The organism is Nonomuraea sp. NPDC049378 (assembly GCF_055586745.1).
This window is the reverse complement of record NZ_JBVJHP010000045.1, coordinates 1-26,518: the sequence shown is the minus strand read 5'-3', so window position 1 is coordinate 26,518 and position 26,518 is coordinate 1. Positions and strand designations below refer to the sequence as shown.

Below are 26,518 nucleotides of genomic sequence, written 5' to 3'. Positions count from 1 at the left end.
CGGTCGTGCACAGCCTGTGGATGACGATGGCACACTCCCTGTGAGGGCCGCCGAGCTACGAGAGGGAGCCGCCCTCAACCCTCATCACCCCGCTTGCGCAGAATGAGAAGATCCTCATGCGCTGCAGCGCACACCGGCTGCCCATTCTCTTGCCCCCTCCAGGCCTCCAGCATCTGGAAGAACGACGCCCGGGGCACCAACCGGCCATCACGTAGCCCGCACAGCAAGGCTGCCAAGCGGTGAGTGAGGACCAGACCAGCCGCCTCCGCGGTCTCGATGACCTGGCCGGGAAGGTCAACGAGCCGCCCGCTGACCCGGATCGGCCGAACGGTGATGGCGACGACTCCGCCGGGCCGCAGCAGCTCTCCGCATCCGGCGAGTATCCGCCCGAAGCCCTCCATCAGCTGAGGCAACGGCCGGTGAGCGAGGTTCCCCTTGTCCTTGGAGTACCGGTGGTTGGACTTCTCCACCGGCCCGCCACCCTCCCGGCTCCCGCAGCGGACATGCCCGTGCGTCCGCACCCCATAGGGCGGAGAGGTCAGCACCAGCGCGGCCGTACCTCGCAGGTTCGCGAAGACGGCCGCGATGTTCCGCGCGTCGCCGCAAGCCACCCGGGCGAATCCCGTCGCCCCTTGCGAACGAGCGTGCTGAACATTGGCAGCAGTGAGACCGGCGAAGTCCGCCTCGTACTCCATCCCCGCCGCGTGCCGCCCCAGATGCGTCGCCTCCACCAGCGTGGTCCCGATCCCGCACATCGGATCCACCACCAGCTCACCCGGCTCAGTGAACACCGAGATCACCTGGGCGGCGATCGACGGGAGCATCTTGCCCGGATGCCTCATCGACTCCGCGACATACCGACCACGCCGCTGCACCCTCGACTGCAACTGACCCGTAGCCAGGACCGACGGCAGAACACTCTCGTTCATCGAGCACCTCCGGCGCTACGAGCGAACAGACAGACATCCGCGTGCACCGACACCACCGGCGGCAACTCCGCCGACTGGGCACGTCGAAGCTGTCCCAACTCCGCCGGATCAGCCTGGACAACCAGCGCATCACCCTCCACCGGGACGCGCACCGCGATGACATGCTGCACGTAGGCCAACCCGGCCGCGCCCGCTCGCCGGATGATCCCCGGCGCCAGGTCCACCAGCCTCCCCCGCTCATGCCGCGCCGTCGTGATCACCGCCAAGTAACCGCCAGGCGCGAGAACATGCCGCGCATCCTCCAGGAACCGACCAAGCTGCGGCATCGCAAGCATCGGTTGCTCCGCCTTGCACGAAGGACACGACGCCGACGCCGGACCGGCCGGTCGTCCGGCCTCCGGGTAAGGGGGAAGCGCCGCGATCAACAGCTCAACCCGACCTTGGAGACCAAGCAGTGCCTCGCGGAGTTGATGTGGCCCGTAGGGACGTAGCCTCACCGCCGCCCGCTGATCCGCCGCGAGTTCCTGCCGCAGACGGCCGGCGAGCTGCTGCGCATCCGGGAGACGCGGAACACATCCGACGCCCAGCCGCTCCATGCCTGCCGCTGTGACAAGCACCGTCTCACTCGTCGGGAAGACATCCGCTACGACGCCACCCGGACGGGAGCAGGCGCCGATCAAGTGCCGGGACAGTTCCCGCCCTACGGCCTGGCGATGCCGACCGCATACCGTCTCGGTAACGCGCGGATGCTCCTTGATGCCGGGCTCTCCGGGGGTGGCGTCGGGACACAGCCACACCGAAAGCGGCACCAACCGCCTCTCAGCAGTCCGCGACCGCTTCGACTGCGGTTTCTCGTTCTCGCTCATCTACGGTGACCCATGACGGTCACCCGCTCCCATGTACTGAAACACTCACTGGCCAGTGCTGATTGGAACCGTCCGCGTCCTTCAAGTCCTCCAGCAGCCACAGATCCGATGTCTTGAGGCCATAAACTCTTCCGGCCCAAGCACATGGCATCTCAACCTTCGTTGTGCATCGGTTCTGTACGACTACGTCCAGCCATCGATTGGAGGGCAGCGGGCGTCCGAGAACAGGCTCCAGCATCACCACATCGACGCTGCGCAAGCTGCGCTCTGCGAGTTCCAGCTCACTGACGTCTCAACTGCTCGCTGATCATGGTCGACGCCCATCCGGCCTTCGGCGGCTACACGAGAGGGCTGCTGCTGCGGGTCGCCAATGTGCGACACGTCAGTTCTGAGAGCCGCCTCGAAGCCGCTGAGTGACGAATGCTCCGACGATCGAGGCGGCGCCAACCCCGAAGAGCGACGCCGCCTGCGTCGCGGCACCTTTGTCGACGAAATACATGGCCAACAAGCACAAGGCGATTACATACGCCAGGCCGCACACCGTACCGGCCACTCGCAGCCAGTACTCCGCCCAGTACCGCTGGTTGTCACGACGCTCCGCCTGCTCGATCATCCCGATGATCCGATCTAAGGTGCCTGGTTGGACCTTCTCCCACGCCTCCGCATTGGTTACCTGCAACAGGTCAATCCAACGCGTAGCTCGACCGTTTCCGCTGGATCCTTCGGCAGAGGTGGTCTCGGGCTCGCTGGCGGTCATTGCGGGTCCTCTGGTTCTTCGGTACGAGCGGGAACCCTCCCAAGGGCTGAGTACGCCTCAAGCAGCTGATAGAAGATCCGGTCCTCGGCGGGGAGATTCCCAAAGCTCCCCAGGGGTCGCCTGGGTGCCGGAAATGGAGTTAGTGCTCGACTCAGCCCATCGACGAAGGCTCTCCAGAAGGTTGACCGGCCTCCCCTTGACTTACGAGCATCCGCGTCAGCGGGCGCTGGAGTTGGTGGACCTACACGGCCACCGGTGGACGCGCGAGGCGGTCTTTCCTCATCATGCGCCGGATTGGCCAGCTCCATACGAGGCCCGAGAAGTTCTGCCACGGTGCGCTCGCGCATAGTGGCGAGGGCATCCTGGGCGCAGTCGAGCTCGTACGCCAGTTTCGCCCGGGCGACATGAGTGCTGGGAAGGACGGCGAGCGCCTCCTGAAGAAGTGGTACGGCCTCTTCCAATAGGGCCGCCTCACCTCGCACCTCGTACAAAGCCCGCAAGGAGATACCGAGCTCGCCGACGATGTCGGGCCGGGCACTGCCAAAGGCGGGCGCGGCTGCGACAGCTCTCCCGCCAATCTCCACTGCCTCTTCCAACAGGCCAACGTCACCCCGCCAGATAGACAGTGTCCGTAGGGACACACCGAGCTCACTAGCGATCTCTGGCTGCGCTCGACTGCCGGGTTGAGCAGCTGCGACGGCTCTCCTACCGATACGGACCGCTTCCTCCAGCACTGACCCATCACCCCACAATCTGGACAAGTCCCGCAGGGATGTCCCCAAGGAGCTCAACCAGCCGGCTAATGCGTAGTGGCCCGGACCGGCGGCCGCGACTGCCTCACGGGCCATGTCCACAGCTTCCTCAAGGACGGCTGCCTCCCCCTCAATCTCGTGGAGCATGCGGAGCGAGACGCTGAGCACGCTCAACACGTACGGACGCAGAGAATCCGTCGGCGAGGTGTCGGCGACACCTCGGCGGCCGACGTTCACGGCTTCAGCGACCAGCAGGGGGTCCGATTCCTGCTCATACAGCAGGAGCAGGGCCAGGGCCAGATTAGTGAGTGTCGTATGGCTGCTTTCGCCGGCATATGCATGCGAGGCGGCCGTCCGTCCAGCGCGGACCGCCTCTTTGAGGGAGGTCAGGTCACCGTGCCGCTCAAAGACTGCGATCAGCGCGACGGCTAGGTCGCTCAGCCTGGTGGGGTAATGAGGGCTGCTGGGGGCAGTCGTTTCGGTCGCATAACGGAACATCGTCAGTGCGGACTGAAGGTGCTTGCTGCCCTGCGGCCACGGCAGGCGCTCGCTCAGTAACCAGTGCAGCCTACCCAGCGCAACCGCAATGTCGGGACCGTCAACAACATCGGCCACCCGATTGAGCAACTCATGCGCTGCCACCAATGCACTTCGCTCCCTGTCCGAAGAGACGTCGGGAGCCCGCAGCAAATCTCCGTATCGCGCGCGCAGTTCACGCAGGAGCCGAGTCCGATGCACTGGCCAGATGTGCTCGCCAAGCGCGCCGAGCCCGGCTTCCATGTCGTGACCGGGACCACTTACCGCCATGATCACCAAGGCCACTCGTACGATGCATGGTGGCCCCTCCACGCTCGATGGTGACTCGGCAGCTTGAGCGAGACAAGTCCATGCTCAGCACTAGTCTCGGTTCCACAACCTTTACGTCGTCCTCGTGGGTTTGAAGGTCAGCGTTGAGCGCCGCGTTTTTGTAGCCTGACCCGCGCCACAGCGAGGACGCGAGCCCGCCGTTGATGATGGCTGACGCGGTTGCGGTGCTTTCTGCAGATGGACGCGTACAAGGCAAAGGCAGCGCTGACGGCAGAGTGAACCGCTATGGCCCACCAGCGTCGTTCGTGTAACGCGAGACAGCTTGGCAAGAACTTTGCCGGTTCGCTCAGCAGCGAACATACGAGCAGGTCAGCTGCTAGATGACGTCCCTGGCGTGACCTTGATCGTGCTTTCGAGTCCGGTCTATTGCCACTGGTCAGACGGTGGATGAGAGCGTCACAGCAAGTCCATGGTGTCTGCGCTTCTTCCGTTAGTGCTCCGAGTTCTCCCCACCCGCTGGTCGAGACCTGGATCGACCAATCCGGCGCATCCCACAGGGAGACACCATGGCCATCGATCTGCAGGACAGCACGACCACGAAGTACTACAACGAGAACGCTATGAGTGCGGCAGAGAAGGCGTTCACGCTCCTGATCACCGGTCCGCGCCCGCTCTCACTAGAGGGCCACTCCATCGGTCATGGAATGCCCCAGCGCCTGCTCGATCTCGGTGAGCTGAAGGATCTGCTACTCACGCCTCAGGCCAGCGACGAGCTGAAGGATGCCGTCTGGGCGCACCTCGTGCGGCGTTCGCGGTCCGACGGCCCAGCGTGGGTGATCGGGTGTGTAGGGGTGGCGATGCCGGGACTGAAGAATCTGGCATCGCGCACCACGCACGGCTGCCCCAAGCATGTGGTCGACGACATCGTCTCTGAGATGGTGACGAACTTCGTCGCGCAGCTCCGCCGGATCGACCTCGACCGGCCGAACATCCTGCCTCGGCTGCTGCTGTGGGCGAAGAAGGGCGCGCTTCAGGTTCGAGCGCGTGAACTCGCCTCCATCGAAATTTGCGCCGACATACCGGAGCAGGCGGCCCTGGACAGCGAGCCGTTCATGGTGCTCGCCGAGGCTGTGCGGTGCCGGGTCATCACTCCCGACGAGGCGAAGTTGATCAATGCGACGCGCTTGGAGGGGCAAGCGCTGCGGGCGTACGCGGGGCGGCTCGGGGTGCCGGCGGATCGGCTGTACAAGCGCCGGCGAACGGCGGAGACGCGGCTGGCGCGGGCGATCGAGGAGGGTCAAGTCTCGGTCAGCGGTGACGGGCCGGTCTCCAATCTCGCCTGCTGAATCGGTGGTTCATCCATGTCAGCCGTGATCACGGCTCGGGGCGGAGTTTCGGGGGGCGGTTGCCCGTTCCCATCGAGTCCATCGTCCCTCGTCCTTCGAAGGAGGACACCCATCCCGGACCGTTCCGGGCCTGTGATCACGGCTGGACGCCAGGTCAAGACCTCTCGTCCTTGGGGGCCATGTCATGAAGCCATCTCGGCCTTGTCCGTTGTTCGTCATCCGGGTTCCGGCGAAGGTGAGCTTGGTGCGGCGTGGTGTCGCGTCGCTGGTGTGGACCGGCGGCTGCACTGTCGCCGCGCTGACCTTGCCGGGGGTCGCCGAGGCCATGACCGCGCTGGCCTCCGCCTCGCTCGACCAGGTCATCACCAACCTGCGCAACGTGGTGGTCGGGCTGCTCATCGGGCTGGCCACGCTGTTCTTCACCATCGGCGGAGTCCGCTACATCCTGGCCGGCGGAGACCCCGGAGAAGTCGAGGCCGCCAAGAAGACGCTGCGGTACGGAGCGCTCGGCTACGGGGTGGCGGTGCTCGCGCCCGTCCTGGTGGAGATCCTGCAGCGGATCGTGGGGGCCTGACGTGACCGGTACTCGCCGAAAAGCGGCCGGGCTGCTCGTCCTCCTGCTAGTCGGTGCCGCGCTCGCCTTGGCGCTGATCAGCGGACGCGCGCTCGCCGCCTCTCCGACAGCGACACCGACGCGCGCCCCAAGCGCGACGCCCTCGACTTCGGCCGTGGCGCCGGCACAGGACTGCGGGTTCATCAGCGTGGCCTGCGAGGCCCGCCAGGCGGTCAACGAGTGGTTCACGCACCTCGTGGAGACGGCCTCCAAGCCGGTGTTCGAGATGCTCGGGTCGACCGTGCTGGCGACGCCAGAGCTGGACTCCCCAGCGATGGCCCGAGCCAAGCAGCTGTGGGAAATCTCCAGGACCATCGCGAACACCTGCTTCGTGCTGCTGGTGACAGCCGCGGGAGTGATGCTCATGGTCGGGCAGGCGCTCCCGGGTGAGAGCTCGGCGCGCGAACTGCTACCCCGGCTGGTGTGGGCGTTCCTGGCCGCGAACCTGAGCCTGGTCGCGATCGGGTACGCGATCACCCTGGTCAACGGGCTGAGCCACGCGTTCCTGGCCGACGGTGCCGACCGGATCGATCCGGAATCAGTGTTCAACGCCATCAAGACGACGATCCTGGCGGGGATCGCCACTCACGGCGTGTTCTTCGCACTCGTGGCACTGGTCGCGGTCGTCCTGGCGGTCGGAGTCGTGTTCACCTACCTCGTACGAATCGCGCTCACCATGGTCGTGATCGCGGCAGCACCCCTCGCTTTGATCTTTCACGCGCTGCCGATGACGGACGGGCTGGCACGGCTGTGGTGGCGGTCGTTCATCGGGCTGCTGACGATCCAGATATGCCAGTCGCTCGTGCTCGTCACAGCGCTCAAGCTCATCTTCTCCGACAACCCGGCCGAGGACACCGCCGCATTCTGGGTCCCCACCACGGCGGACCTGGCCGACCTGCTCATGACCGTGTGCCTGCTGTTCGTCCTGTTCAAGATCCCAGGATGGGTCGCAAGAACGATCTGGCAGGCCAACCGGCCCCGGACGCTCTCGCGCCTGGTGCAGTCCCTGATCATCTATCGCGGGCTGAACTTCCTGCTCGGCAAGCGCGCCGGTGCGTCACGCGCGGTACCGCGTTCCGGGCCTCCGAACCCGCCCACCGGCAACGGGCCCAACGGCCCGCCCAGCGGCGGTCCTCCCGGCGGCGGCCCGCCCTACGGTGGGGGTCCCGGCGGTGGGGGCCCTGGTGGGCGGAATCCGAGCTCGGGCGGGCCGAGCGGCGGGATCCAGCGCCGCCCCCGTCCGTCCCGGCGGCCCACCACGGGCTGCGGCAACGGAAACGCCCGTGTGGGACGTACGAATCGCCCATCCCGTCATGACCACCCAACGCGCCCTGACACGCCGGACAGCCCTGTCAGAAAGCAGCCAGGCCCGGTAACCCATCCCCGCCCGCAGCCGGGCCGTCGTGGCCGACCGCCCGTCCGCAGCAACCAGCAACCGAACGCCACACGCCTGCCGCAAGCGTCCGCCGCACGCCGCGCGCAACGCGGTCAGTCACAGGTCACGGTGCGGCTCGACGTGCCCCGTCCTCGAAGAAAGGCAGAACGTCGTGCGACACGCAAATAACGAACGGCTGGTCGCGACGATCCCGATGGGTGTTTCATACTGCGCCTCCTTCGTCTGTTTGCTGGGTTCGAGGCTTTCTGCCCAGGTGGCGGGAGGTGGCGATGAGTTCGCGGCAGTGAGCCTCGATGGCCTCATCGAAGGGGATGTGCCAGTAACCCTGCGTGGTCTGGTGGGCGGCGATCTTGCCGTTAGCGATCCAGCCCAGCACCGTGCCTCGGCCGATGCCGAGCTTGTCCCGCAGCTGGCGGATGGTGAGCTCGCCCTCACAGGCCACTGCTCCGCCGTGCTGGCGGACGCCGAGACGCACGGATGTGGCGATCATGTCGCGGCAGTGCGCCTCCACGCTGTCGTCCCAGCGGATGTGCCAGTGGCGTGTCACGCGGGTCCGATGCGCGGCGATCTTCCCGGAGCGGATCCAGCCCAGCACCGCAGTGGTAGTGATACCAAGCTTGGCGGCCAGCTCGGCGACGGTGATCTCGCCCTCGCACGCCGAGGCAGGGGTGCGGTGCTTGTGGCCGAGATGGGCCGATGCGGCGATCATGTCGCGGCAGCGTGCCTCGACACTCTCGTCGAAGGGGATGTGCCAGCGGCCGACGGGGGTGCGGTGGGCGGCCAGCTTGCCCGCCTTGATCCAGTCGGCGACCGCGGAGCTGGTGACGCCGAGCCGTTCACACAGCTGGCGGATGGTCAGCTCGCCGGCGCAGGCTCCGCTGCTCCACCGGCCGCGGATGCCGTGGGCGTTGCGCGCCCGGTGCACCGCCGCGGCGTCCCAGGCACGGCCGCGTCCGGTGGCCAGACCGGCCGCGTTCAGCTGGTCGGCCAGCTCGGCGTCGCCGGTGGTGGCGGCCCGCTCGCGGATGATGTCCAAGGCTTCGGGGCTGGTGCGGCCAGGGCCGTAGCGGCGAACGGTCAGTTGCTCGCTCGCGCCGCTGTGCCAGCGCAGGCCGATGACGGCGTGCTCGGCGTCGGCGCCGGGCAGCAGGGTGATGTCGGCGATCAGGGCCCGCAGCAGCCGTTTGCGGTCCCGGGCGGTGGTGGTCGGCGCGTGCCAGAGCCGGGGCAGGTCGCCGGCCAGGGCCAGCAGCTGGTCGCGTTCGGGCAGCGGTGGTTTAGCCGCGCGAGCCGTCTGCAGGGCGAGTTCGGCCTCGGCCAGCGCCTGCAGTTTGGCTTCCCAGCGGTCCTCCAGGGTGCGGGCGACCAGCCGGTTTTCCGGCTCGACCTGGCTGAAGGCGCGCTCGGCCCGCTCGGCCTCATAGCGGGCCCGCGCCACCGCCAGCTCCGCAGCGCGGTGGCTGCGCGTGTGCCGCTCGACCACCTCCTCAGCCGTCTGCAGCGCCAGGGTGATCTGCTCGGGAGTGACGACCTGCAAGAGGCGTTGTTCGACCGCCGCATCGACAGTGCGGGCCGAGATGCCCCGGCAGAGCGGCTGCTGGGCCTGGTCGGTGCGGGCGAAGCAGTCGTAGAAGCAGTACCGGTCGAACCGATACATGGTGCCCATCCGGCCGCCGCACACGCCGCAGCCGATGATCCCCTGACACAGCGGTGGCCCCTCCCGCACCGGGCGGGCGCCGCTGCGGGTGTGGTTGGCCGCCCGTTTGGTCTCGATGTCCAGGAACTGCTGCCAGCTGATGTAGCCATCGTGGTGGTCCGGGATGAGCACCAGCCACTCGGAGCGCGCGGTCTTGCGCGAGCCGAGGCGGACGGTGCCGTCCGCCTCGACCCGGCGTACTACCCGGCGCCGCCCGTAGCAGTACGCGCCGGCATAGATCGGGTTGGCCAGGATCTGCAGCACCCGGGCGTGCGTGAGCGGGCGCATCCGCAGCTGCCCGGCGAACACCCCGCCGTACTTGCGCGAGGGAAAGGTCCGTCCGGCGAACTGCTGGACCACCCCGTAGGCCGACCCGGTCTGCGCGAACGCCGCGAACAGGTCATTCACCGCGGCGCGGACCTGTTCGTCGGGGTCTTGCACGATCTGCTGGTCGGCGTCGTAGACGTAGCCGATCGGCAGCGGGAAGCGCAGCTCGCCGCGGCCTGCGGCGGCGAGCTTCGCGCCGTGAAGGCGGCCGGCGATCAGGTGGAGCTCGGCTTCGGACAGCGTGCCCTTCAACCCCAGCAGCAGCCGGTCGTTGACATCGGCCAGGTCGTAGACCCCATCGCCGTCGATCACCAGGGTGTCGGTGAGGCGGGCCAGCTCCAGCAGGCGCGCGAACTCCGCCGAGGAACGGGCCAGCCGGGACACCTCCAGCCCCAGCACCGCGCCCACGCCGCCCAGGCACACCCGCGCGACCAGTTCCCGAAACCCGCTGCGTGCCGAACCGAATCCGCCGGAGGTGCCCAGATCGGCATCGACCACCACCACGTCGGCCGGGGCCCAGCCCAGCTCGACCGCGCGGCGGGCCAGATCGTACTGGCGGGCGGTGGACTCGACGTTGTCGCGCACCTGCACAAGCGTCGACTGGCGGATGTAGACCAGCGCGGTCCGCGCCCGATGCGCCGAGGTGATCTTCGCTTCGCCGTACACCGTCACCATCCCCGGCCGGCAGACCACCCACCGGCAGGCCGCCCATCGGCAGGGCGCCGGCCAGCACGGACTCGACCATGTTCGCAACCACCATCACCACTTCGAGGCGGGCGGATCCGTCCATGGCACCTGCTCTCCGGCCCCACTGACACGGCCACCACTAACCGTGACCACACCATCACAATCCACCTTTTCCGGTGGATGTGCCGGGACTTTCGGTGGATTCGGTGGAAATGGTGGAGCGACGCGCCGACTCGCTGGACTCCAAAGCGTCCACCAGCGCCCGCAGCGCGGTCAGCGACTCCACCGACACCGGCTGATCCGACGGCTCGGGCCCCCGGTCCGTCCACTCCTGAGGCAGTGAGATTCGCACGCCCTCAGCGTCGCAGAAGAACGTCAACCGGCCCTTGTGCCACCGCGCGGCCAGCACCCGCAGCCGCTTGCCCCGCCACGGATGGAAGGGATGCGTGACCACCAGTGAGCCCTGCGAACGTTCCGTCGTATGAGCAGTTTGCTGTAACGATTCCCGCCGACGTGGAGCAGGACGACCGGATCGTCGGCGGGTTCACCGCCCGTCAGGTGGCCATTCTCGGCGGCACCGCGGCCCTGCTGTACGGCGCGTACCTGATCGCCGGGGAACGCATCGGGCTGCTGGTATTCGCCGCCGGAGCTCTGCCGGTCGCGGTGGCGGGGTTGCTGCTGGCCGTCGGGCGGCGTGACGGTGTCCCGCTGGACCGTTATCTATTGGCCGCGCTGCGCCACCTGTTCGCGCCGAAGGCTCTGACCTCCTTGCTCGACCGGACTCCGGCGGCTCCCGGGTGGGTGGCTGCTCGCACCGCTGCCCGTTCGGCTCCGCTGCGGCTGCCTGCTCGCGGGGTGATCGGGGACGGGCTGATCGATCTCGGCCCGGACGGCGTCGCCGCGGTGGCGGAAGTGTCCACGGTCAGCTTCGCGCTGCGCACGCCCGAGGAGCAGGACGCGCTCGTGGCGACGTTCGGGCGCTGGCTGAACTCGCTGTCCGGTCCGGCGCAGATTTTGCTGCGCGCCCAGCGGGTGGACCTCGCTCCGGCGATCAACCAGCTGGTGGAGGGCGCCGGTGCTCTGGATCATCCGGCGTTGACGGCCGCCGCGCACGAGCACGCCTCATTCCTGGCTGACCTGTCCGCCCGGCACGACCTTCTCCGCCGCCAGGTCCTGCTGATCGTCCGCGAGCCCTGCGACGGCGGGCGGGACGCGGCGGCGGCGCGTGCGCTGCGGCGGGTGGAGGAGTCCACGCGCCTGCTGCCGGGCTGTGGAATCACGGTCAGGCTGCTGAACGCCGAGGCCACGAGCGCCGTACTGGCGTCCTGCTTCGACCCGGCCGCGCCGCCCCTGCCCCGCGATCAGCTCGCCGAGCCCACAGAGGTCATCACGAAGGGAGAGCACCGGTGAAACTCCGACGTACACGGTCAAGTCGCGAAGGGCTGGGGCCGGAGGCGGTGCTGGTCCGGCCGTCCCATCTGCGGGTGGGCGGTGGGCTGTGCGCGACGCTGGCCGTCAGCGGGTATCCGCGGGAGGTCCACTCCGGGTGGCTGGAGCCGCTGCTGACCTACCCCGGCCGTCTGGACGTGTCGCTGCACGTGGATCCGGTGCCGTCCCTGGTCGCCGCCGACCGGCTGCGCAAGCAGCTGGCGCGGCTGGAGTCCGGGCTGCGCAGCGATCAGCAGCACGGACGGCTCCTCGACCCGAGCGCGGAGGTGGCCGCCGAGGACGCCCAGGACCTCGCCTCGCGCATCGCGCGCGGGCAGGCCCGGCTGTTCCGGGTATCGATCTACCTGACCGTCCACGCGACCAGCCAGAACGAGCTGGACGAGGCGTGTGCCCAGGTGCGCGCGCTGGCCGCCTCCCTGCTCCTGGACGCCCGCCAGGTCGCCTTCCGCCAGCTGCAGGGCTGGGTGTCGTCGCTGCCGGTGGCCTTCGACAATCTGGGAGCCACCCGTACGTTCGACACCCCGGCCCTGGCCGCCGCGTTCCCGTTCACCAGCCCCGACCTCACCACCGAAACGGGACCGACCGCCGTGCTGTACGGGGCGAACGCGGCCAGCGCCTCCCTGGTGACCTGGGACCGGTTCGCGCAGCCCAATCACAACTCGGCCATCATCGCCAGCAGCGGAGCCGGCAAGTCGTACCTGGCCAAGCTCGAAGCACTCCGCTCGCTGTACACCGGGGTCGAGGTCGCGGTCATCGACCCCGAGGACGAGTACGCCCGGCTGTGCGAGGCGGTCGGCGGCGCCTACCTGCACCTGGGCGCGCCGGACGTCAGGCTCAACCCCTTCGACCTGCCCGGCGACGGACGGGACGCGCTGACCCGCAGGGTGCTGTTCCTGCACACCCTCGTCGCGGTCATGCTCGGCGAACCACTCGACAAGACCGGCAAGGCCGCTCTCGACCGGGCAATTCTCGCCACGTACAAGCAGGCCGGGATCACCTTCGATCCGGGCACCTGGGACCGTCCGGCACCGCTGATGCGCGATCTGGTAACCGCTCTTACCGATGACGCGGATCCCCGGGCAGGCGAGATCGCCGCCGGGCTCGCGCCGTACGTGACAGGCAGCCACCGACGCCTCTTCGACGGGCCCACCACCACCCGGCCCGACTCCCACCTGATCGTGTTCTCCCTGCGGGACCTTCCCGAGGAGCTCAAGGCGGTCGGCACGCTGCTCACCCTGGACGCCGTCTGGCGGCGCGTGTCCAACCCGGACCAGCGGCGTCCCCGGCTGGTCGTGGTCGACGAGGCGTGGCTGCTCATGAAGGACCCCGAAGGAGCCAAGTTCCTGCTCCGGATGGCGAAGGCGGCCCGCAAGCACTGGGCCGGGCTCTCGGTGGTCACCCAGGATGCCGCCGACCTGCTCGGCTCCCCCGCTGGGCAGGCGATCATCGCCAACTCCGCCACCCAGATCCTGCTCCGGCAGGCACCGCAGGCCATCGACGCGGTCAGCGACGCCTTCAACCTGTCCGAGGGCGAACGCCAGCTCCTGCTGTCCGCCGAACGCGGCACCGGCCTGCTGGCCGTCGACTCCGGCGCCTCCCGGGTCGCCTTCCACGTCCTGGCCAGCGCCGGTGAACACCGCCTGGTCACCTCCTCCCCGCAGGAACTCGCCCAGTACGACGAGGAGGATCTGTGACCTTCCATGATCTCGACCCGGATGTCCTGCTGGACGTCGTCCTGACGTGGCTGCACGGGTACGGCACGTCCCTTGCGATCCTGGTTCCGTCCAGCGTGTTCACGGTGAGTCTGGGCCGGTTCGTGCTCTTGCGGCTACGTCACCGCGCGGCGGTTCGAGGGATGCGCTGTCTGGAGATCTTGGCTCCACCGGCCGCGGACCTGCCCGGAGCCGAGGCGTTGTGGGGCAACCTGCTCGGGCTGCTACGTCCGGCGTGGAAGCGTTTCCTGTTCGGTCAGCCGCACCTGACCTTCGAATACCACTTCAGTGCAGGTGGAGTGCGGATCCTCATGTGGGTCCCCGGCACCGTCCCCCAGCATCTGGTGGACCACGCGGTCGAAGCCGCCTGGCCCTCCGCGCGCACCACCGTGGTGGAAGCGGATCCGCCGGTGCCGCTGAGCGGGCGGACCACCGGCGGGCAGTTCGTGATCGCCCGCGAGGAGCGCCTGCCGATCCGCGACGACCACGACCACGATGCCCTCCGAGCGCTGCTCGGCGCCGGCGTGGGCATGCCTGCCTGGCAGCACGCCGCCGTACAGGTCCTGGCCCGTCCCGCCACCGGCGGTCGCCTGTCCCGTCCGGGCCTCCCCGTCGCGCTGCTGCGCGCCGCCCTCGACCTCGCCGTTCCCGACCGTTCCCGCCCGCACCGCGAGCCCGATCACGCCGTACGGCTGGAGCACTACGCCGAAGCCCGCGCCATCCGCGACAAAGCCCTCCAGCCCCGCTACGAAGTGGCCATCCGCTACACCGTCCAAGCAGACGACGGCGGCACAGCCTCGCTACGACGCCAAGCCATCCGCGGGCGGGCTCACGCGATCGCCGCCGCCTTCGCCCTGTACTCCGGCCACAACCGGCTCGAACGACGCCGACTGATCCGGCCAGGCCATGCGCTGGCCGCCCGCCGCCTCGGGCGCGGCTTCCTGCTGTCGATCCCCGAACTGGCCGCGCTCGCGCACCTGCCGACCGATCCCGCCGTCCCCGGCCTGCAACGGGCCGGAGCCAACACCGTCGCCCCCACGCCGCAGGTCGCCCAGCACGGCAAGGTGCTCGGCACCGCCGACGCCGGCCACCAACGCCCGGTCGCGCTGCGCGTACCCGACTCCTGCCACCACACGCACATCCTCGGCCCGAACGGCACCGGCAAGAGCACCCTGCTCGCCCACATGATCCTGTCCGACATCCAGGCAAGGCGCGGCGTCACCGTCATCGATGCCAAAGGCGACCTCGTCGCCGACCTCCTCGGCCTCATCCCTGAAGACGCCGGCAAGCGCATCGCGCTCATCGACCCCGACGACCCCCATTCCCGGCCCGCGCTCAACGTCCTGGCAGGCCCGAACCCCGACACCCTCACCGACAACCTCGTCGGCATCTTCCACAAGATCTACGCCGACTCCTGGGGGCCACGCAGCGACGACATCATGCGCGGCTGCGCCCTCACCCTGTCACGCAGCGGCGGCACCCTCGCCGACATCCCCGCCCTGCTCACCGACCCCGCCTACCGCCACCAGGTCACCGCGCAAATGAACGACCCGTTCCTCGCCGGGTTCTGGACCTGGTACGAACGCCTGTCCGAGCAGGCCCAATCCCACGTCACCGCGCCCATCATGAACAAGCTCCGCGCGTTCCTGCTCCGCCCGTTCGTCCGCGACATCCTCGGCTCCGCCCAGTCCACCTTCGACGTCGGCGACGTCCTGGACGGCAAGATCCTGCTCGCCCGCCTGCCCAAAGGCGTCCTCGGCGACGACACCGTCCGCCTGCTCGGCTCACTCCTGCTCGCCCAGGTCTGGCAGGCCGCCTCCCACCGCGCCCGCCTCGGCCACACCCGCGCCCCCTCGGCCCTGTACGTCGACGAGACCCAGAACTTCCTCAACCTCCCCCGCGCCCTGTCCGACATGCTCGCCGAAGCCCGCGCCTACGGCCTGTCGATCGTGCTCGCCCACCAGCACCTGGCCCAGCTCCCCCGCGACCTCCACCAGGCCATCAGCTCAGACGCCCGTAACAAGATCTACTTCACCCTCTCCCCCGAGGACGCCCGCGACACTGAGCACCACTTCAGCCCGTACCTCACTCGCCATGACCTGGCCAACCTCGGCGCCTACCAAGCCGCCGCCCGCCTCATCGTCCGCTCCGCGGAAACCCCGCCCTTCACCCTGCGCACCCATCCCCTCCCCACCCCCGACGCCGACCTCGCCCAACGCGTCCGGGCTGCCGCCGCCCGAGCACACGGCCGAACCCCGGGCCGTCCCGAAGCCCTGCCGCAGGACGACCCGCGGCAGCAGCCCAGCACAGGAGGAGACGTCCACGGATGAACGAGCACTACACACCCGCCGTCATGGCCTCACTCGCCAGCCGGCTCACCAGCCGCGACCGGCACCTACTCCGCCTGGTCTGGACCCACAAGGTCCTGACCAGCCACCAGCTCGCCCGCATCGCCTTCAACGACCCGACCACCGCACGCCACCGCCTCGTCAAACTGCACCACATCGGCGTCCTCGACCGCTTCCGCCCCAGGCCGCCGACCGGCTCCGCGCCCTGGCACTACGTGCTCGGCGAGAGCGGCGCCGTCGTACTGGCCGCCGAGGACGGCACCGAACCGGCCGAGTTCGGCTACCGCCGCGATCGAGTCCTGTCCATCGCCTACAGCCAGCGCCTCGCCCACACCGTCGGCACCAACGACGTCTTCGCCCACCTGTACGGCACCGCACGCCGTACCAGCGGATGCCACCTGCACACCTGGTGGACGGAACGGCGCTGCGCCAGCCAGTGGGGCACCCACGTCCGCCCCGACGCCTACGGCCGCTGGACCGAGAACGGCCACACCATCGACTTCTTCCTCGAATACGACACCGGCACCGAAACCATCGGCCGCGTCGTGGCCAAACTGGACGGCTACGCCGCCCTCACCGCCGCCACCGGCATCACCACGCCCGTCCTGTTCCTGACCAGCTCCACGCGCAGGGAGAGCACCCTGCACGACCGGCTCCAGCTGCGGGCCATCCAGACCGGCGTGCCATGCGCCACCGCTGTCGCCGGTCCCAGCCCGCACGGTCCCGTCTGGCTTCCCCACGACGCCCGGAACCAGCGTCTACGCCTGGCAGAACTCTCCAACCACTGGCCGCAAGCAGGGGCGCGCGGTTGATCGCAGAAACCGGTCTGGCCTCGATCATCGCCGCAGCCGCCGGTCTGATGGGCGGCGTCGTCCTGCTCGCCGGACTCGCGGGAGGGGCCTACCTCACAGCCACCACAAGCACGGCGACGTGCGATCCGGGGCCGTGCGAACAGTTCCCCGACGTGATGCCTGTCGAAGGACTGGCCGGCGCCGGACGCGGGCTGATCGCCATGCAGGCCGCCCTGAACATGCGCGGCGTCCCGTACTCCTGGGGCGGCGGTGGCCCCGACGGCCCCAGCTTCGGCATCCAACACGGAGCCCACATCCGCGGATTCGACTGCTCCGGCCTGGCCGAATACGCCTGGGCCAAGGCAGGAGCCCGGATCGGCGGCCACACCGCCCCACAGTGGAACGCCGGCGCCCGCATACCCAGAAGCCAGATCCGCCCAGGAGACCTGATCTTCTTCGCCCGCGACCCCGCCCGTCCGGCCACGATCCACCACGTCGGCATCGCCGTCGACGGCACCCGCATGGTGCACGCCCCTTCCACCGGCAGCACCGTACGCATCGACACCTGGGCAGGCGACCCCTACCGCGAACGAGAATTCATCGGAGTCGTACGGCCCGCCCTATGACCGGTACGACCAGCGCGGCGAGGGCCAAGCACCCGCCAGATGTCCCAGCTCCGGTTGGCGGTCGCCTGAGGAAGGGTCCGAGCCAATCCATGGCATGCCTCTGCGTGAAGCCGGACAGCCCCAGTGACAGGCGATAAGCTCTCCGTGACCGTTTCAGTCTGCCTTCGAACAACAGATTCGAGTCGGTCGAGGGTCGACTCCTCGGAGTCGACCCTCACTCATCGGCCAGGCACCGCTGCAGCAGAACGAAGCCCGGCATGGTCTCCTCCGGCCTGACACCCACTTCGAACATCTCCGGCTCTTCGAAGACGGGCTCCCCGCTCGGGCGGCGTACGTACGCCACTCGCCCGTAGTCCACACCGTCACCCCGATCGAAGCTCATCCACGTAATCGCCTCCTGCTCCCCCTCCCGCAACGGATGGTTGGAGACGGCCCGGGTGGTGACCGTGTCTGGGGGCTCGAAGAGCCACACCTGCGGAACAGCCAGCACCCAGCGAACGGCGTCGATCTCCTGAGCCTTCTCTGCCGCCCTGGCCTCGAACGCCTCCGCCGTCTCGGTGTCACGCAGGTAGTCGTAATCACTCAGGACGAGCTTGGTCGCGCCCTGCATGGCGACGATCGCCGGGCACTCCCGCGCCATGATGTTCTTCTCCATGCGCTCCACCACATCGAACAGCAGATGCGCGGTCGCCTCGTTCATGTCCCCTCCGGCCCTGCTCACTCATGGCACCCCTACTGAACCAGCGTTTCCGGGGCGTTCACGAGTATGGCTGAGCTGTGTCGTCGTCAGGGTGACAGCGGTCAGCGTGGCGAGCAGCGCCCAGGCGGGCGCGAAGCTGCCGGTCAGGTTTGTGAGCGGGCCGGGCACGGGTGGCGCCAGGATGACCGGCATCTGGTTGACGGCCATAGCCAGACTGGGGCGCCGTCAGCGGCACCGATTCGGCGGCGTAGGGCGACCCGGGGACCGTACCAGCCGATGCCGAAGAAGCCGAGCCAGATGAAGAGCAGGCAGCGACGGGGGTCGTCAACACATCCAAGTGTTTCTCCGGGTCGCACATTGAACTGCAGCGCTTCGAGCGAAGGGCTGCACATTTCTTGGGCATGACCCAACCTCGTTACGCGGGGGAAGTACGGCGCTGCTACTCCGGGCGAGAAAGCGCCATGGAGGGTGAGACGTAGGTGACCCGTCTCACCGCTCCTGGCTGACCGTGACGGGCTCATTGCTCGTGTTGACGACGGTCCGTTCGCCCAGCGGCTCCGTCAGTTTTAGCTCCACGTAATGAGCCCGTCCGACCATGTTGGTCATCTCCTCCTCCCAGGGCCAGCTACGGCGGCAGGAAGCATCCACTTCAACCCCGACGACGACATGAGAAGGCGATTCAGCCACCTCAGTGTCCGTCACCCGCTCGCACGGCCGACCGGTCTCGTCGGGCGCACCGAAGGTCAGCTCGACGGTCAACGTTCTACCGTCCGGCGACAGGGTCGCGACGCGTACGTCCTGCCACGTGGACGCGGCACATCCTGTTGTGATCACAGTTGTGCACGCGAGCGCGAGCATCAGGGGTCGAGAAGTCACCATGGAAGGAGAGAGCCTGCCTTACTTGCGCTTCAACACGTCGCCACCGTACGCCTCGCGGATGGTAGTGATATCAGTGAATGCCATCACGCAATCGCCGATCACAGGGCTGCTCCCTGCGGCCAGCGCCCTTGGCCACCACCGATCCATCACTGCGGAAGGTGTAGACCGGCCCACCCGAGTCGCCGCCCTCCACACAGTCGCCTGATCGTTTCCCGACAACGATGTTGTCGGTCGTCCCGCCGTCCGTCTTCCTCCAGGTGTCGGGGTGTCTATCCGCCAGTTGCAGTGCTGGCCCGTTTCACGTCCGCCGACACAGTACAGGTCGTTGTGAGCGGAGAAGGGCTTCAGAACGTCCGAAAGGTTCCGGCGTGGCGCTATTCAGGCGCGAAGGCTGGTCGGCTGGGTTGGGCGTAGGCAGGCACCGAGAGATCGCGCGCCGAATCCTACGGATGCTCGCCGACAGCCCGTATCGTGCCATCCGCCCGGGACCGGGTTCGCCGAATGCGGAGTGCGCGCTTTTCTGTGCTTCTCAGCCGTCTCTCCCTCGGTCGCGGCCTGCCACGCTGGACGCGAGCGGCACGCCCGCGTTCCCGGCCATCAGTCGTCAGCACCACCAGGTGTTCCCCTCTCAGCCGGTACGGCTCCCACCCCGGGGATATCGAGTGCAGGAGCCCTACCAGGTCGGGTGTCATCAACCGGCGAAGGTGAGCGGCCGGTCCAAGGCTGTGGACAGGGTGCGCAGAGTGTCGCGGTCGAGGTCGTCTACGCCTCCGGTCACCGCGCGCAGCATGTTGCGTTCGGCACGGTCGGCGCCGCGTACGTGCTGCTCGTGGTGGGTGTAGGTGTTGACCGCCTGGACCACACCCCAGGCCGTCCCCTGCCAGGGCGACACCCGAAGGTCGTGGTTCCAGAGCCTGGTCAGAGAGTCGCGCTTGTTCTCGGCCATGGTCCGGCTGCGTCCCGGTGAGGCGGGCATCGGGACGTGGGCGTCCAGGAAGGTATTCCACTGCCACCGGCTGACCGGGATCCGGCACAGGTCTGCGACGGCGCGTGAGAACTCGTCGGCCAGGGTGTAGACGATGTTCAGAGCCTGGCGCGCCTCGGTCAGCCGGAACTTCGAGTGCCGTGAGTGCTTGATCTTGATCTGCTGGCCGCGTTCGGCGAGCCCGGCGGCCATCGTGTTGTCGCACACTATGTTCGTGATCGCGCGTTTGAAGGTCGTGGACAGAGACCCGTCGAAGGACGTCGCCCCGAATAGGTGCGGGCGGAACTCCACCCCCTCAGGCGTGTGGATGTTGTCGGGCACCTCGACCGACACCCAGGCGACCGCGCCGCCCTTGAGCAGTCCGGCCGACCCGATCGACAGGTCCGCGTCCAGCAGGCGGGAGATGTTGCCGACGAGCCACTCCACGTACGGATGCGGCTCATAACCATCGGAGAAAATCCCCATGACGTGGCCGTTGTCGCTGCGCAGGATCGCCTGCCGTCCGGGGACCTGGGCGAGCCCTCCGCGCGGATCCTCCACGTACACCGGGCTCGACAGCGCCTGCCAGCCGAAAAGGCGCCGTTTGACGTCGTCGACCGGGATGGGGCCCGGGTAGTGGTTGGGCTCCTCCCCTTGCATGCTGGCCCGGTAGTGCCAGGCGCTGCCGCGTTTGTCGGTGTGGCCGATCAGCGTGTTGGTGTTCAGCCACTCCAGGGATTCACGGGACATGACGTGCTTCCTCTCTGATCAGGAGAAACGCAAAGGCACCGGCCGGAACCGGTGCCCGTCGGATGTGTTTGGGGCGCTCAGGTGGCGCGCTGGTTGATCGCGTACGCGACGCGTTCGGCGAGCTCGCGGTCCGCGTTGCGGATCTCGATGCTGGTGGCGTGGTCGCGGACCTCGAAGACTCCGTACATGGAGCCGAGTCGCCACCGGATGGCTGTTTCCTGCTCGGCAGCGGTGACGGCGTGCCCGGGCAGCAGGGCGAGCAAAGTCTCCACCAGATCGGTTCGCGCGGTGTGTTTGGCGGTTCTGGCCTGCTGCTGCTTGAGATCGCGCACGTATTTCGGCAGGAGCCGGCGGCTGATCTTCTTGGCGATGTGTTTCGGTCCGCGTGTGGCCACCACGATGATCGAATGGCGCCGCAGGTCAGAGGACTCGACGGGGTAGAGTCCCGTGACCACGATCCACTCTGTCCGGCCCATCAGCTGGTGTACGGCCAGGCGCGCGCCGTCCGGTCCCATCAGGTACGGCGTCCCCCAGAGGGTCTCTGGGCTGTAGCCGTGCAGATGCCTGGCGATCTCGGGTACGAGGTCGTTCACGTCGCAGCCGTCCATCGGGAATCCTTTCGTTCCGGCACGTCAGGGCAGCGTTCGGTTGATCGTGAAGAGGCACGCCGCCGCGCCCTTTCCGGGGCACGGCGGCGGGTTGGCTGTGTGGGGTATCGCGTCGGGAAGGCGGTTCAGATCGCCGACCGGGCGATCACCAGCCCTCGGGGAGCAGCGGCCAGGCAGCCGAGGGCCGCTCTCGTACCTGCGCGATGATGTCGTCGGCCATCTGGCTCCAGTCACGTCCGAGCACCTCGGACGGCGACAGACCCACCATGAGCGCCTCGACGAGCAGGAGCGCGAGCGTGTAGTGAGACGTGACCGACAGAGCCCGGTCGAGCGCGACGTTCGCCAGCGGCCCGTCCCCCCGGCATATCGCGGCGAACGCCAGCAGCGTCGCGGGAGCGGCGGCGAACGCGGGCTGAACCTTGCGGACGACCCCGGTCCACAAGCGCACATGCGTCTCTGTGTCGTACTCCACCACGTACGTCATCGCCATGTCGCGTACGGGCTTGGCGGTCAGGCACACGCCGAGCCAGGCCACCGTCTCGGCGTCAAGGTGCCCTCCGGCCTGGACCTGATCCAGCGCAGCCACGACCCGCTTCACGCCGTCGCCGAACCAGTCATCGCCCGGACTGCTCTCCTTCTTGGCCTGGGCGCAGACCTCCCGCGTGATCTTCTCGGCACGGTCCTGGTCGAAGTTCTGGGGCGGCTCCAGGGTTGCAGCAAGGGCCGCCTTGTCGGGAAACGCGCGCATCCCAGCCACCACGGCAGCAGCGGCAGGCGCGCTACTGGAGGGATCGACCGGTACCCCCTCCGGAGGGCAGCACCTGACATCCGAGCAGATGTAGGACCAGTAACGCCCCTCATCAACGCGTATCGCCTCACTGAGGGCGACCCCGTTCCCGGGCAGGGCTTCCATGGCGGCATCCATCATGGGAGTGACCTGCGGACCGGCTCCGTAGCCGACCAGCAGCGCATGGCGGAGACCGTTACCTGCCAGCACGTTCGCCAGATGGCTCGTCCGCGCTGCCATCTCGGTAGGGTCCTGCGTCAGGTCCAGGCGTACGACGCCCTTCACCTTCGCGTCGTCGATACCCACCGCCACGAGACTCTGTGAGGGGTGGAAGCCGAGCAGGTACGGCACGGTGGCGACCACGTCGGCCAGCTTCTTGATCGTGACGGTGTTGGTGAGCTCGGATGCAGCGCTCATGGAAAAGCCTCCAGGCATGAGAAAGCCCGGCAGATGGCCGGGCGGATCGGACGTAAGCGCAGCGCGATGTGGACGCTGCCGCGCGCGCGTGAAGAGACGGGTAAGCGAGATTGCCGAGCATCTCTGACACGCTCGCGACGCTGCAATGTCGCGAAGTTGCTCTCACTTAAATACGGTTGACGAAACGGCTCAACCGTCCGCGCTCGATGATTTCCTTTCGCGTGGCGCCAAGCAGAACGGCAGGCGTTTGCCCAGGAACCGTATGGTCGAGAAACACCGATCGTGTTAGGCGCGTACCGGCGAATCTCCCCTCACTCAAATACGGCTACCGCGCCCGCCCAACCGTCCGCTACTCGGCTCCTTTCGGGGAATCTTTCGCTCAGGACACCACAGTTAGCAAGAGCATAAGAAGAGGGCCCCAGAGTATCTCTGGAGCCCTCTTCTTATGGCCTTCGGGTTACTCCTGCGTCATTTCGCCCTCGTACCTGAGCGTGTCCCTGGCATCGTCAATGCGCTCGGACAGTTCCTGCCACTCGGCCCGTGCGGTGTCACGCGTCCGGATCACAGCCCGGCGGGAACCGTAAGCACCGCCGTATCGTTCCTGAGCGACCTTGCCCAGAACCCCCGCCCGCCCCAGATCATCGGCTTGCCCAGCGATCTTCATCATCGCTCGCAGGGTCGGGAAGTCACCGCCATCTCCGAACGCCTGCCGGAAAATGACGGCACTGTTCTGAGCCAGGCAGAACGCCTCAGCCGCCCGTGTGGCACTCTCCACGTGCGGCACCGGTCGCATGAGCTGTGCGCCGGGCGTGGCGTCGACCTCGGTCGGAGGCACATCAACCCGGTAGCCGTTCCGCGCGGCGGCATCCCGGACGGCCCACCGGTGCAGCGTCGTACGCGAGACCGTAATCTCGCCCCCGTCGCGCCGGACGTAGACCCACGCGGGGGCATCCGTCGTGCTGTCGGAAGCCTTGCGGCACGACGCGGAGATGTCGCGAAGTTTCTGGGCGAAGAGCAGCACCGCATCTTGGGTGACGTCGTCGGAGACGTCGTCCGTCCCATACGGCGCGTGCCCCTGCTTGACGATCGTGGCGCTGCCGTCCATGCGCTTACGGGATCGCGTGGCGTCCACCGTACGGCAGTAACCGCGCGCCGCTGGATTTCCGCCCAGTCCCCTGGCGTCACTCGCGCCATATCCTCCGGCACGAGGCTCTCCCCGGGAATGTTGGCCGGAACGCTCTTTCCAGAAGCTGTGTACGACATTTCTTGCCCCCGTTTCTGCTGCGCACTGTTGCGCGACTGCCTTCGAACTCTTCAATTACATCTCGAAACGGAGCCCCGATCAACGACATCCAGCAAGTCTTTACCATTATTCCTGGCACAATAAATGGCGAGCCACCATCGCCGAGCAGGGGGAATTCAACAAGAACTATCAGTGTGGACTTCAAGAGAGAGAGTTAATCACTAGGCGGGGGAATATGATTCAAAGAATTGCTGAGTGATTCACCACGTAATCGGCGCCCCACCCGCCTTCTGAAGAGAAGGGCTACGTCCACATGAGTCGGGGTGGCGACTGGCCGACTCTGCGCCCCTGTGGGCTGGGGCTGTACCAACCCCCTGGCCAGCCACTCTCAAGCGGCCGCCCATTGGCCTACGACTGGTCATCCGAGTGGCCGAGTTATCAGCTCCTGGGCCAGTACCGACGTGTGTTCAGACCAGGCCTAGCCAGGCCGCGAAGCGCCGTAGGTCCTCGCTTGGCCGCGCTCCCGTGCTCGCCATCGTCTGCACAAGCTCCCGGACCATCGGATGGTTCCGCACCTGCTGCGGTGCGGCCGAACGAGCCCGCCGCAACGCGTCGAACGCCTGCCCCCGATCGCCGTGGTAGTACCAGCCACGGGCCACGTCGATCCAGTGATGCCCGGCACGCACCGGCGGCAGGTCCACCGGGAAAGCCTTGTACAGCGGCAACGCCCGCTCGATCGCCTTGGCCCCGTCCTCCAGTTCCACGGCCGCCGACACCGCGTGCAGCGCGACATTGGACGGCCTGAACTCCAGCCCATAGTAGTTCGTCGAATCACCGGCCAGCGACTGCGCGGCATGGCCGGCCAGCCGTAGATGCTCATCCGACAGGTCCGCGTCACCGGAGCGCGCCGCCAGCACGGACGATCTCAGATGCAACGACCCGTACAGCGCCGCAGCGGCAGGCTCCATCCGCTCGGGGTCGTCGCCGAGGCCGCGCCGCGTCTGCTCCATCAGCCGCAGCCCCTGCTCGTAGGCGGCGACCGCGAGCAGAGACACTCCACGCGACCAGCGCGTACGCGCGACCCGCAGCGGATCACGGCTCAGCTGCGCCTCACGCTCGATCCGCTCCAGCACGATGCCGCGCATGTCCTGGTATCCGAGCATGTGGGCGAGCGCGGACACGCCCCCATACGCCTCGGCCATCAGCGCATGCAGACGGGGATCGTCGCTGTGGTGGACGGCGATGGACAGCTCTTCCAGCAGGGAAGGCAGCATCTCCCCGAGCCGCAGGTAACGAGCCTGCCGGCCCAACTGCGAAGCCTCCTCGACGTCCTTGCGAAGCTCCGCCAAGGACCGCGGCTCCGGCGCCTCCTCCGGCGGAAGATCCTGAGTGAGCAGGGCCCGACGCAACGGCTCGACGACGGCCTGGAGCCGCTGCCCCTGGCTCACCGGCTCCTGATAAGGCTGACCGGTAATGCGGGGAACATCTACCTTCAGTGCCCGCGCCACGGCACCGATGAACGCCGGGCTCGCGGGCGCATGCCCGGATTCCACCTTCGTGAGCAGGCTGTAGGAGACGTGCGCGCGTGTGGCGAGGCCACGTTGGCTGTATCCGCGTAGCTTGCGCAGCCCGGCGACCCGGACTCCGATCGTCTCGGTCACGCCCACACCCGCTTTCAGACCCTTTGAAAGCTCGTCTCGCTCTCCAGTATGACTCTGTCTAGCGTGACACAGGCTGAGTTCGGCGACCGAACAGTAGCGCTCGGTGACGATGCGGTCGCCACCGAGCTCGAACAGAAGTTCCCCGCGTGGGGCGTGTGGAGAAGCGACACCGGCCTCTGGTGGGCCGCGCGCCGCTCCTACCCCACCGGCGCCGAACGGAACACCAGCCTGGCGTCCTATCTCCGCGCCACCACCGCCATGGGCCTCGTCGACCTCCTCATAGAGCAGGAGCAAAGCAAGTCGCCGTAGCCAACACCGGAACGCGCAATCCCCGCCGAGCAGGCCCCCGGTGTGCCCCTTGATCAGAAAGGCAGGTCCTCACCCATGCTGATGCGGGAGATCCCCACATGAACGCGACCATCCTCGCGCACCGGCAATATGTCCGCGCTGCGACGCACGTACCCGGATGGGAGATCGTCCGCGGAAGAGACGGGTCCGGCTGCGAATGCTGGGAGGCACGGTTGCGGATCGCCACGACCGAGCCCATGCGACAGGCCGGGGTGGCCGCGTTCATACGAGGGCCGGACGCCTACGCACTGTCGTCCGCCCTGGCCCGCCAGCAGTCGATCGTGCACCTCTTCCGCACCAGCTCGCCGACCAGTTCAACAACCGCACTACCACGCTCGCCCTCGATCAGGAGGTCATCATGACCGAGCACGACGGACCGCCGCAGATCAGGACATCCTTCTGGCAGACGAGAAGAACGGCACCCTCGCAACCGACACAAACGCACGAGACCCTCGATGACCGATGACCGCACCCCATCGCCCTCGTCAGGTGTGAACCCGAACACGCCCAGCATCGCCCGGGTGTATGACTACTTCCTTGACGGCAAGGACAATTTCGCCGCCGACCGGGAGCTGGCCGAGCAGGTTCTGAAAGTGGCTCCGAACGCTCGCACCACAGCACGTGCGAATCGAACCTTCCTGGTTCGGGCAACGGAAGCGGTCGTCGAAGCCGGCATCCGGCAATTCGTCGATCTGGGCACAGGCGTCCCCACATCGCCGAACGTGCATGAGGTCGCGCAGCGGACCATCCCAGACGCGCACGTGGCGTACGTCGATAACGATCCGATCGTGCTGGTCCATGCCCGCGCCCTGTTGGCCAGCATCAGGTCTGACGTGATCGCGATCGAGGCTGACCTGCGTGACCCGAAGAACATCCTGGACCACCCCGGCCTGCGTGCGCACATCGACTTCTCCCAGCCAACCGCGTTCCTCCTGGTAGCCATGCTGCATCTGCTGACCGACGAGGGGGTATCACTCTAGGTGTGGAAATGATCACCAAACGTAGACCGAAGTCTGCAACGATCATTCACCATCTCGGGGGAGAACACGATCATGTCCA

Annotated in this window: 25 protein-coding genes; 11 read left to right on the top strand and 14 right to left on the bottom strand. The window is 67.7% G+C overall.

Annotated elements, in window-relative coordinates; all coding sequences use genetic code 11:
* Window positions 1-74: 74 nt before the first annotated feature.
* The 4 genes from ACZ6SA_RS48615 to ACZ6SA_RS48600 form a co-directional block, all read right to left on the bottom strand.
* Window positions 75-929, bottom strand: coding sequence for a TRM11 family SAM-dependent methyltransferase (locus ACZ6SA_RS48615; protein WP_465836242.1), 855 nt, complete (start codon window positions 927-929; stop codon window positions 75-77).
* A complete protein-coding gene (locus ACZ6SA_RS48610; protein WP_465836240.1) occupies window positions 926-1,795 on the bottom strand; it encodes a class I SAM-dependent methyltransferase in 870 nt (289 codons plus the stop codon). Before ACZ6SA_RS48610 ends, ACZ6SA_RS48615 begins: the two co-directional genes overlap by 4 nt.
* Before the next feature lie 382 nt (window positions 1,796-2,177).
* Window positions 2,178-2,552 (bottom strand): hypothetical protein, encoded by a 375-nt coding sequence (locus ACZ6SA_RS48605; protein WP_347650922.1) that lies wholly within the window; start codon window positions 2,550-2,552, stop codon window positions 2,178-2,180.
* Entirely contained in the window at window positions 2,549-4,126 is a 1,578-nt protein-coding gene (locus tag ACZ6SA_RS48600; protein WP_347650921.1) for a tetratricopeptide repeat protein, read from the bottom strand. Before ACZ6SA_RS48600 ends, ACZ6SA_RS48605 begins: the two co-directional genes overlap by 4 nt.
* A gap of 551 nt (window positions 4,127-4,677) precedes the next feature.
* On the opposite strand from ACZ6SA_RS48600, the gene ACZ6SA_RS48595 reads away from it, so the two are divergent.
* The 3 genes from ACZ6SA_RS48595 (at window position 4,678) to ACZ6SA_RS48585 (ending at window position 7,634) form a co-directional block, all read left to right on the top strand.
* Window positions 4,678-5,457, top strand: coding sequence for a sigma-70 RNA polymerase sigma factor region 4 domain-containing protein (locus ACZ6SA_RS48595; RefSeq protein ID WP_347650920.1), 780 nt, complete (start codon window positions 4,678-4,680; stop codon window positions 5,455-5,457).
* Between the two features lie 244 nt (window positions 5,458-5,701).
* The gene (locus ACZ6SA_RS48590) at window positions 5,702-6,031 is read left to right on the top strand and encodes a pilin (protein ID WP_465836237.1); all 330 of its coding nucleotides are present in this window, start codon (window positions 5,702-5,704) and stop codon (window positions 6,029-6,031) included.
* Between the two features lie 154 nt (window positions 6,032-6,185).
* Entirely contained in the window at window positions 6,186-7,634 is a 1,449-nt protein-coding gene (locus tag ACZ6SA_RS48585) for a hypothetical protein (RefSeq protein WP_465836235.1), read from the top strand.
* A gap of 34 nt (window positions 7,635-7,668) precedes the next feature.
* Here ACZ6SA_RS48585 and ACZ6SA_RS48580 read toward each other — a convergent pair whose 3' ends face one another.
* A complete protein-coding gene (locus tag ACZ6SA_RS48580; protein WP_465836233.1) occupies window positions 7,669-10,155 on the bottom strand; it encodes a helix-turn-helix domain-containing protein in 2,487 nt (828 codons plus the stop codon).
* Between the two features lie 178 nt (window positions 10,156-10,333).
* The gene (locus tag ACZ6SA_RS48575; RefSeq protein ID WP_465836231.1) at window positions 10,334-10,630 is read right to left on the bottom strand and encodes a DUF5372 family protein; all 297 of its coding nucleotides are present in this window, start codon (window positions 10,628-10,630) and stop codon (window positions 10,334-10,336) included.
* Between the two features lie 59 nt (window positions 10,631-10,689).
* On the opposite strand from ACZ6SA_RS48575, the gene ACZ6SA_RS48570 reads away from it, so the two are divergent.
* From ACZ6SA_RS48570 to ACZ6SA_RS48550, 5 genes are read left to right on the top strand one after another with little or no spacing between them, the layout of a single operon-like run.
* Window positions 10,690-11,586, top strand: coding sequence for a PrgI family protein (locus ACZ6SA_RS48570; RefSeq protein ID WP_465836229.1), 897 nt, complete (start codon window positions 10,690-10,692; stop codon window positions 11,584-11,586).
* Window positions 11,583-13,319 (top strand): VirB4 family type IV secretion system protein, encoded by a 1,737-nt coding sequence (locus tag ACZ6SA_RS48565; protein WP_465836227.1) that lies wholly within the window; start codon window positions 11,583-11,585, stop codon window positions 13,317-13,319. The genes ACZ6SA_RS48570 and ACZ6SA_RS48565 overlap by 4 nt, the downstream gene beginning before the upstream one ends.
* Complete coding sequence (locus ACZ6SA_RS48560) at window positions 13,316-15,667, top strand: type IV secretory system conjugative DNA transfer family protein (RefSeq protein WP_465836225.1); 2,352 nt, start codon at window positions 13,316-13,318, stop codon at window positions 15,665-15,667. Before ACZ6SA_RS48565 ends, ACZ6SA_RS48560 begins: the two co-directional genes overlap by 4 nt.
* A complete protein-coding gene (locus ACZ6SA_RS48555; protein ID WP_465836223.1) occupies window positions 15,664-16,497 on the top strand; it encodes a replication-relaxation family protein in 834 nt (277 codons plus the stop codon). Before ACZ6SA_RS48560 ends, ACZ6SA_RS48555 begins: the two co-directional genes overlap by 4 nt.
* On the top strand, window positions 16,494-17,102 hold the full coding sequence (locus tag ACZ6SA_RS48550; RefSeq protein ID WP_465836221.1) for a C40 family peptidase: 609 nt from the start codon (window positions 16,494-16,496) through the stop codon (window positions 17,100-17,102). The genes ACZ6SA_RS48555 and ACZ6SA_RS48550 overlap by 4 nt, the downstream gene beginning before the upstream one ends.
* 214 nt (window positions 17,103-17,316) lie before the next feature.
* Here ACZ6SA_RS48550 and ACZ6SA_RS48545 read toward each other — a convergent pair whose 3' ends face one another.
* The 8 genes from ACZ6SA_RS48545 to ACZ6SA_RS48510 form a co-directional block, all read right to left on the bottom strand.
* Window positions 17,317-17,802, bottom strand: a complete 486-nt coding sequence (locus ACZ6SA_RS48545) for a hypothetical protein (protein WP_465836219.1) — start codon at window positions 17,800-17,802, stop codon at window positions 17,317-17,319.
* Between the two features lie 21 nt (window positions 17,803-17,823).
* The gene (locus ACZ6SA_RS48540; RefSeq protein ID WP_138208411.1) at window positions 17,824-18,009 is read right to left on the bottom strand and encodes a hypothetical protein; all 186 of its coding nucleotides are present in this window, start codon (window positions 18,007-18,009) and stop codon (window positions 17,824-17,826) included.
* Between the two features lie 282 nt (window positions 18,010-18,291).
* Window positions 18,292-18,561, bottom strand: coding sequence for a hypothetical protein (locus tag ACZ6SA_RS48535; protein ID WP_138208412.1), 270 nt, complete (start codon window positions 18,559-18,561; stop codon window positions 18,292-18,294).
* A gap of 811 nt (window positions 18,562-19,372) precedes the next feature.
* Entirely contained in the window at window positions 19,373-20,395 is a 1,023-nt protein-coding gene (locus tag ACZ6SA_RS48530) for a DUF932 domain-containing protein (protein WP_465836216.1), read from the bottom strand.
* 77 nt (window positions 20,396-20,472) lie between these two features.
* A complete protein-coding gene (locus ACZ6SA_RS48525; protein WP_465836214.1) occupies window positions 20,473-21,003 on the bottom strand; it encodes a hypothetical protein in 531 nt (176 codons plus the stop codon).
* Between the two features lie 145 nt (window positions 21,004-21,148).
* Window positions 21,149-22,207: a DUF4192 domain-containing protein gene (locus tag ACZ6SA_RS48520; RefSeq protein WP_465836212.1), complete on the bottom strand. Its 1,059-nt coding sequence runs from the start codon at window positions 22,205-22,207 to the stop codon at window positions 21,149-21,151.
* Between the two features lie 457 nt (window positions 22,208-22,664).
* A complete protein-coding gene (locus ACZ6SA_RS48515; RefSeq protein WP_465836210.1) occupies window positions 22,665-23,312 on the bottom strand; it encodes a hypothetical protein in 648 nt (215 codons plus the stop codon).
* Window positions 23,313-23,917: 605 nt separating this feature from the next.
* Window positions 23,918-25,111, bottom strand: a complete 1,194-nt coding sequence (locus ACZ6SA_RS48510) for a helix-turn-helix domain-containing protein (RefSeq protein ID WP_161714923.1) — start codon at window positions 25,109-25,111, stop codon at window positions 23,918-23,920.
* Window positions 25,112-25,174: 63 nt separating this feature from the next.
* On the opposite strand from ACZ6SA_RS48510, the gene ACZ6SA_RS48505 reads away from it, so the two are divergent.
* The 3 genes from ACZ6SA_RS48505 to ACZ6SA_RS48495 all read left to right on the top strand — a co-directional run bounded on the left by ACZ6SA_RS48505 (window position 25,175) and on the right by ACZ6SA_RS48495 (window position 26,439).
* The gene (locus ACZ6SA_RS48505; RefSeq protein WP_465836208.1) at window positions 25,175-25,420 is read left to right on the top strand and encodes a hypothetical protein; all 246 of its coding nucleotides are present in this window, start codon (window positions 25,175-25,177) and stop codon (window positions 25,418-25,420) included.
* Between the two features lie 98 nt (window positions 25,421-25,518).
* On the top strand, window positions 25,519-25,821 hold the full coding sequence (locus ACZ6SA_RS48500; protein WP_347778548.1) for a hypothetical protein: 303 nt from the start codon (window positions 25,519-25,521) through the stop codon (window positions 25,819-25,821).
* Window positions 25,822-25,914: 93 nt separating this feature from the next.
* Window positions 25,915-26,439, top strand: coding sequence for an SAM-dependent methyltransferase (locus ACZ6SA_RS48495; RefSeq protein WP_465836205.1), 525 nt, complete (start codon window positions 25,915-25,917; stop codon window positions 26,437-26,439).
* Window positions 26,440-26,518: the final 79 nt, after the last annotated feature.

Bases quoted from the DNA above. Each gene is read 5' to 3' on its own strand.
- ACZ6SA_RS48525 (WP_465836214.1), bottom strand. From the start codon at position 21,003: ATGGACGGCTGCGACGTGAACGACCTCGTACCCGAGATCGCCAGGCAT.
- ACZ6SA_RS48595 (WP_347650920.1), top strand. From the start codon at position 4,678: ATGGCCATCGATCTGCAGGACAGCACGACCACGAAGTACTACAACGAG.
- ACZ6SA_RS48545 (WP_465836219.1), bottom strand. From the start codon at position 17,802: ATGAACGAGGCGACCGCGCATCTGCTGTTCGATGTGGTGGAGCGCATG.
- ACZ6SA_RS48615 (WP_465836242.1), bottom strand. From the start codon at position 929: ATGAACGAGAGTGTTCTGCCGTCGGTCCTGGCTACGGGTCAGTTGCAG.
- ACZ6SA_RS48555 (WP_465836223.1), top strand. From the start codon at position 15,664: ATGAACGAGCACTACACACCCGCCGTCATGGCCTCACTCGCCAGCCGG.
- ACZ6SA_RS48530 (WP_465836216.1), bottom strand. From the start codon at position 20,395: ATGTCCCGTGAATCCCTGGAGTGGCTGAACACCAACACGCTGATCGGC.
- ACZ6SA_RS48495 (WP_465836205.1), top strand. From the start codon at position 25,915: ATGACCGATGACCGCACCCCATCGCCCTCGTCAGGTGTGAACCCGAAC.
- ACZ6SA_RS48500 (WP_347778548.1), top strand. From the start codon at position 25,519: ATGAACGCGACCATCCTCGCGCACCGGCAATATGTCCGCGCTGCGACG.
- ACZ6SA_RS48605 (WP_347650922.1), bottom strand. From the start codon at position 2,552: ATGACCGCCAGCGAGCCCGAGACCACCTCTGCCGAAGGATCCAGCGGA.
- ACZ6SA_RS48520 (WP_465836212.1), bottom strand. From the start codon at position 22,207: ATGAGCGCTGCATCCGAGCTCACCAACACCGTCACGATCAAGAAGCTG.
- ACZ6SA_RS48515 (WP_465836210.1), bottom strand. From the start codon at position 23,312: ATGGACGGCAGCGCCACGATCGTCAAGCAGGGGCACGCGCCGTATGGG.
- ACZ6SA_RS48610 (WP_465836240.1), bottom strand. From the start codon at position 1,795: ATGAGCGAGAACGAGAAACCGCAGTCGAAGCGGTCGCGGACTGCTGAG.
- ACZ6SA_RS48540 (WP_138208411.1), bottom strand. From the start codon at position 18,009: ATGGCCGTCAACCAGATGCCGGTCATCCTGGCGCCACCCGTGCCCGGC.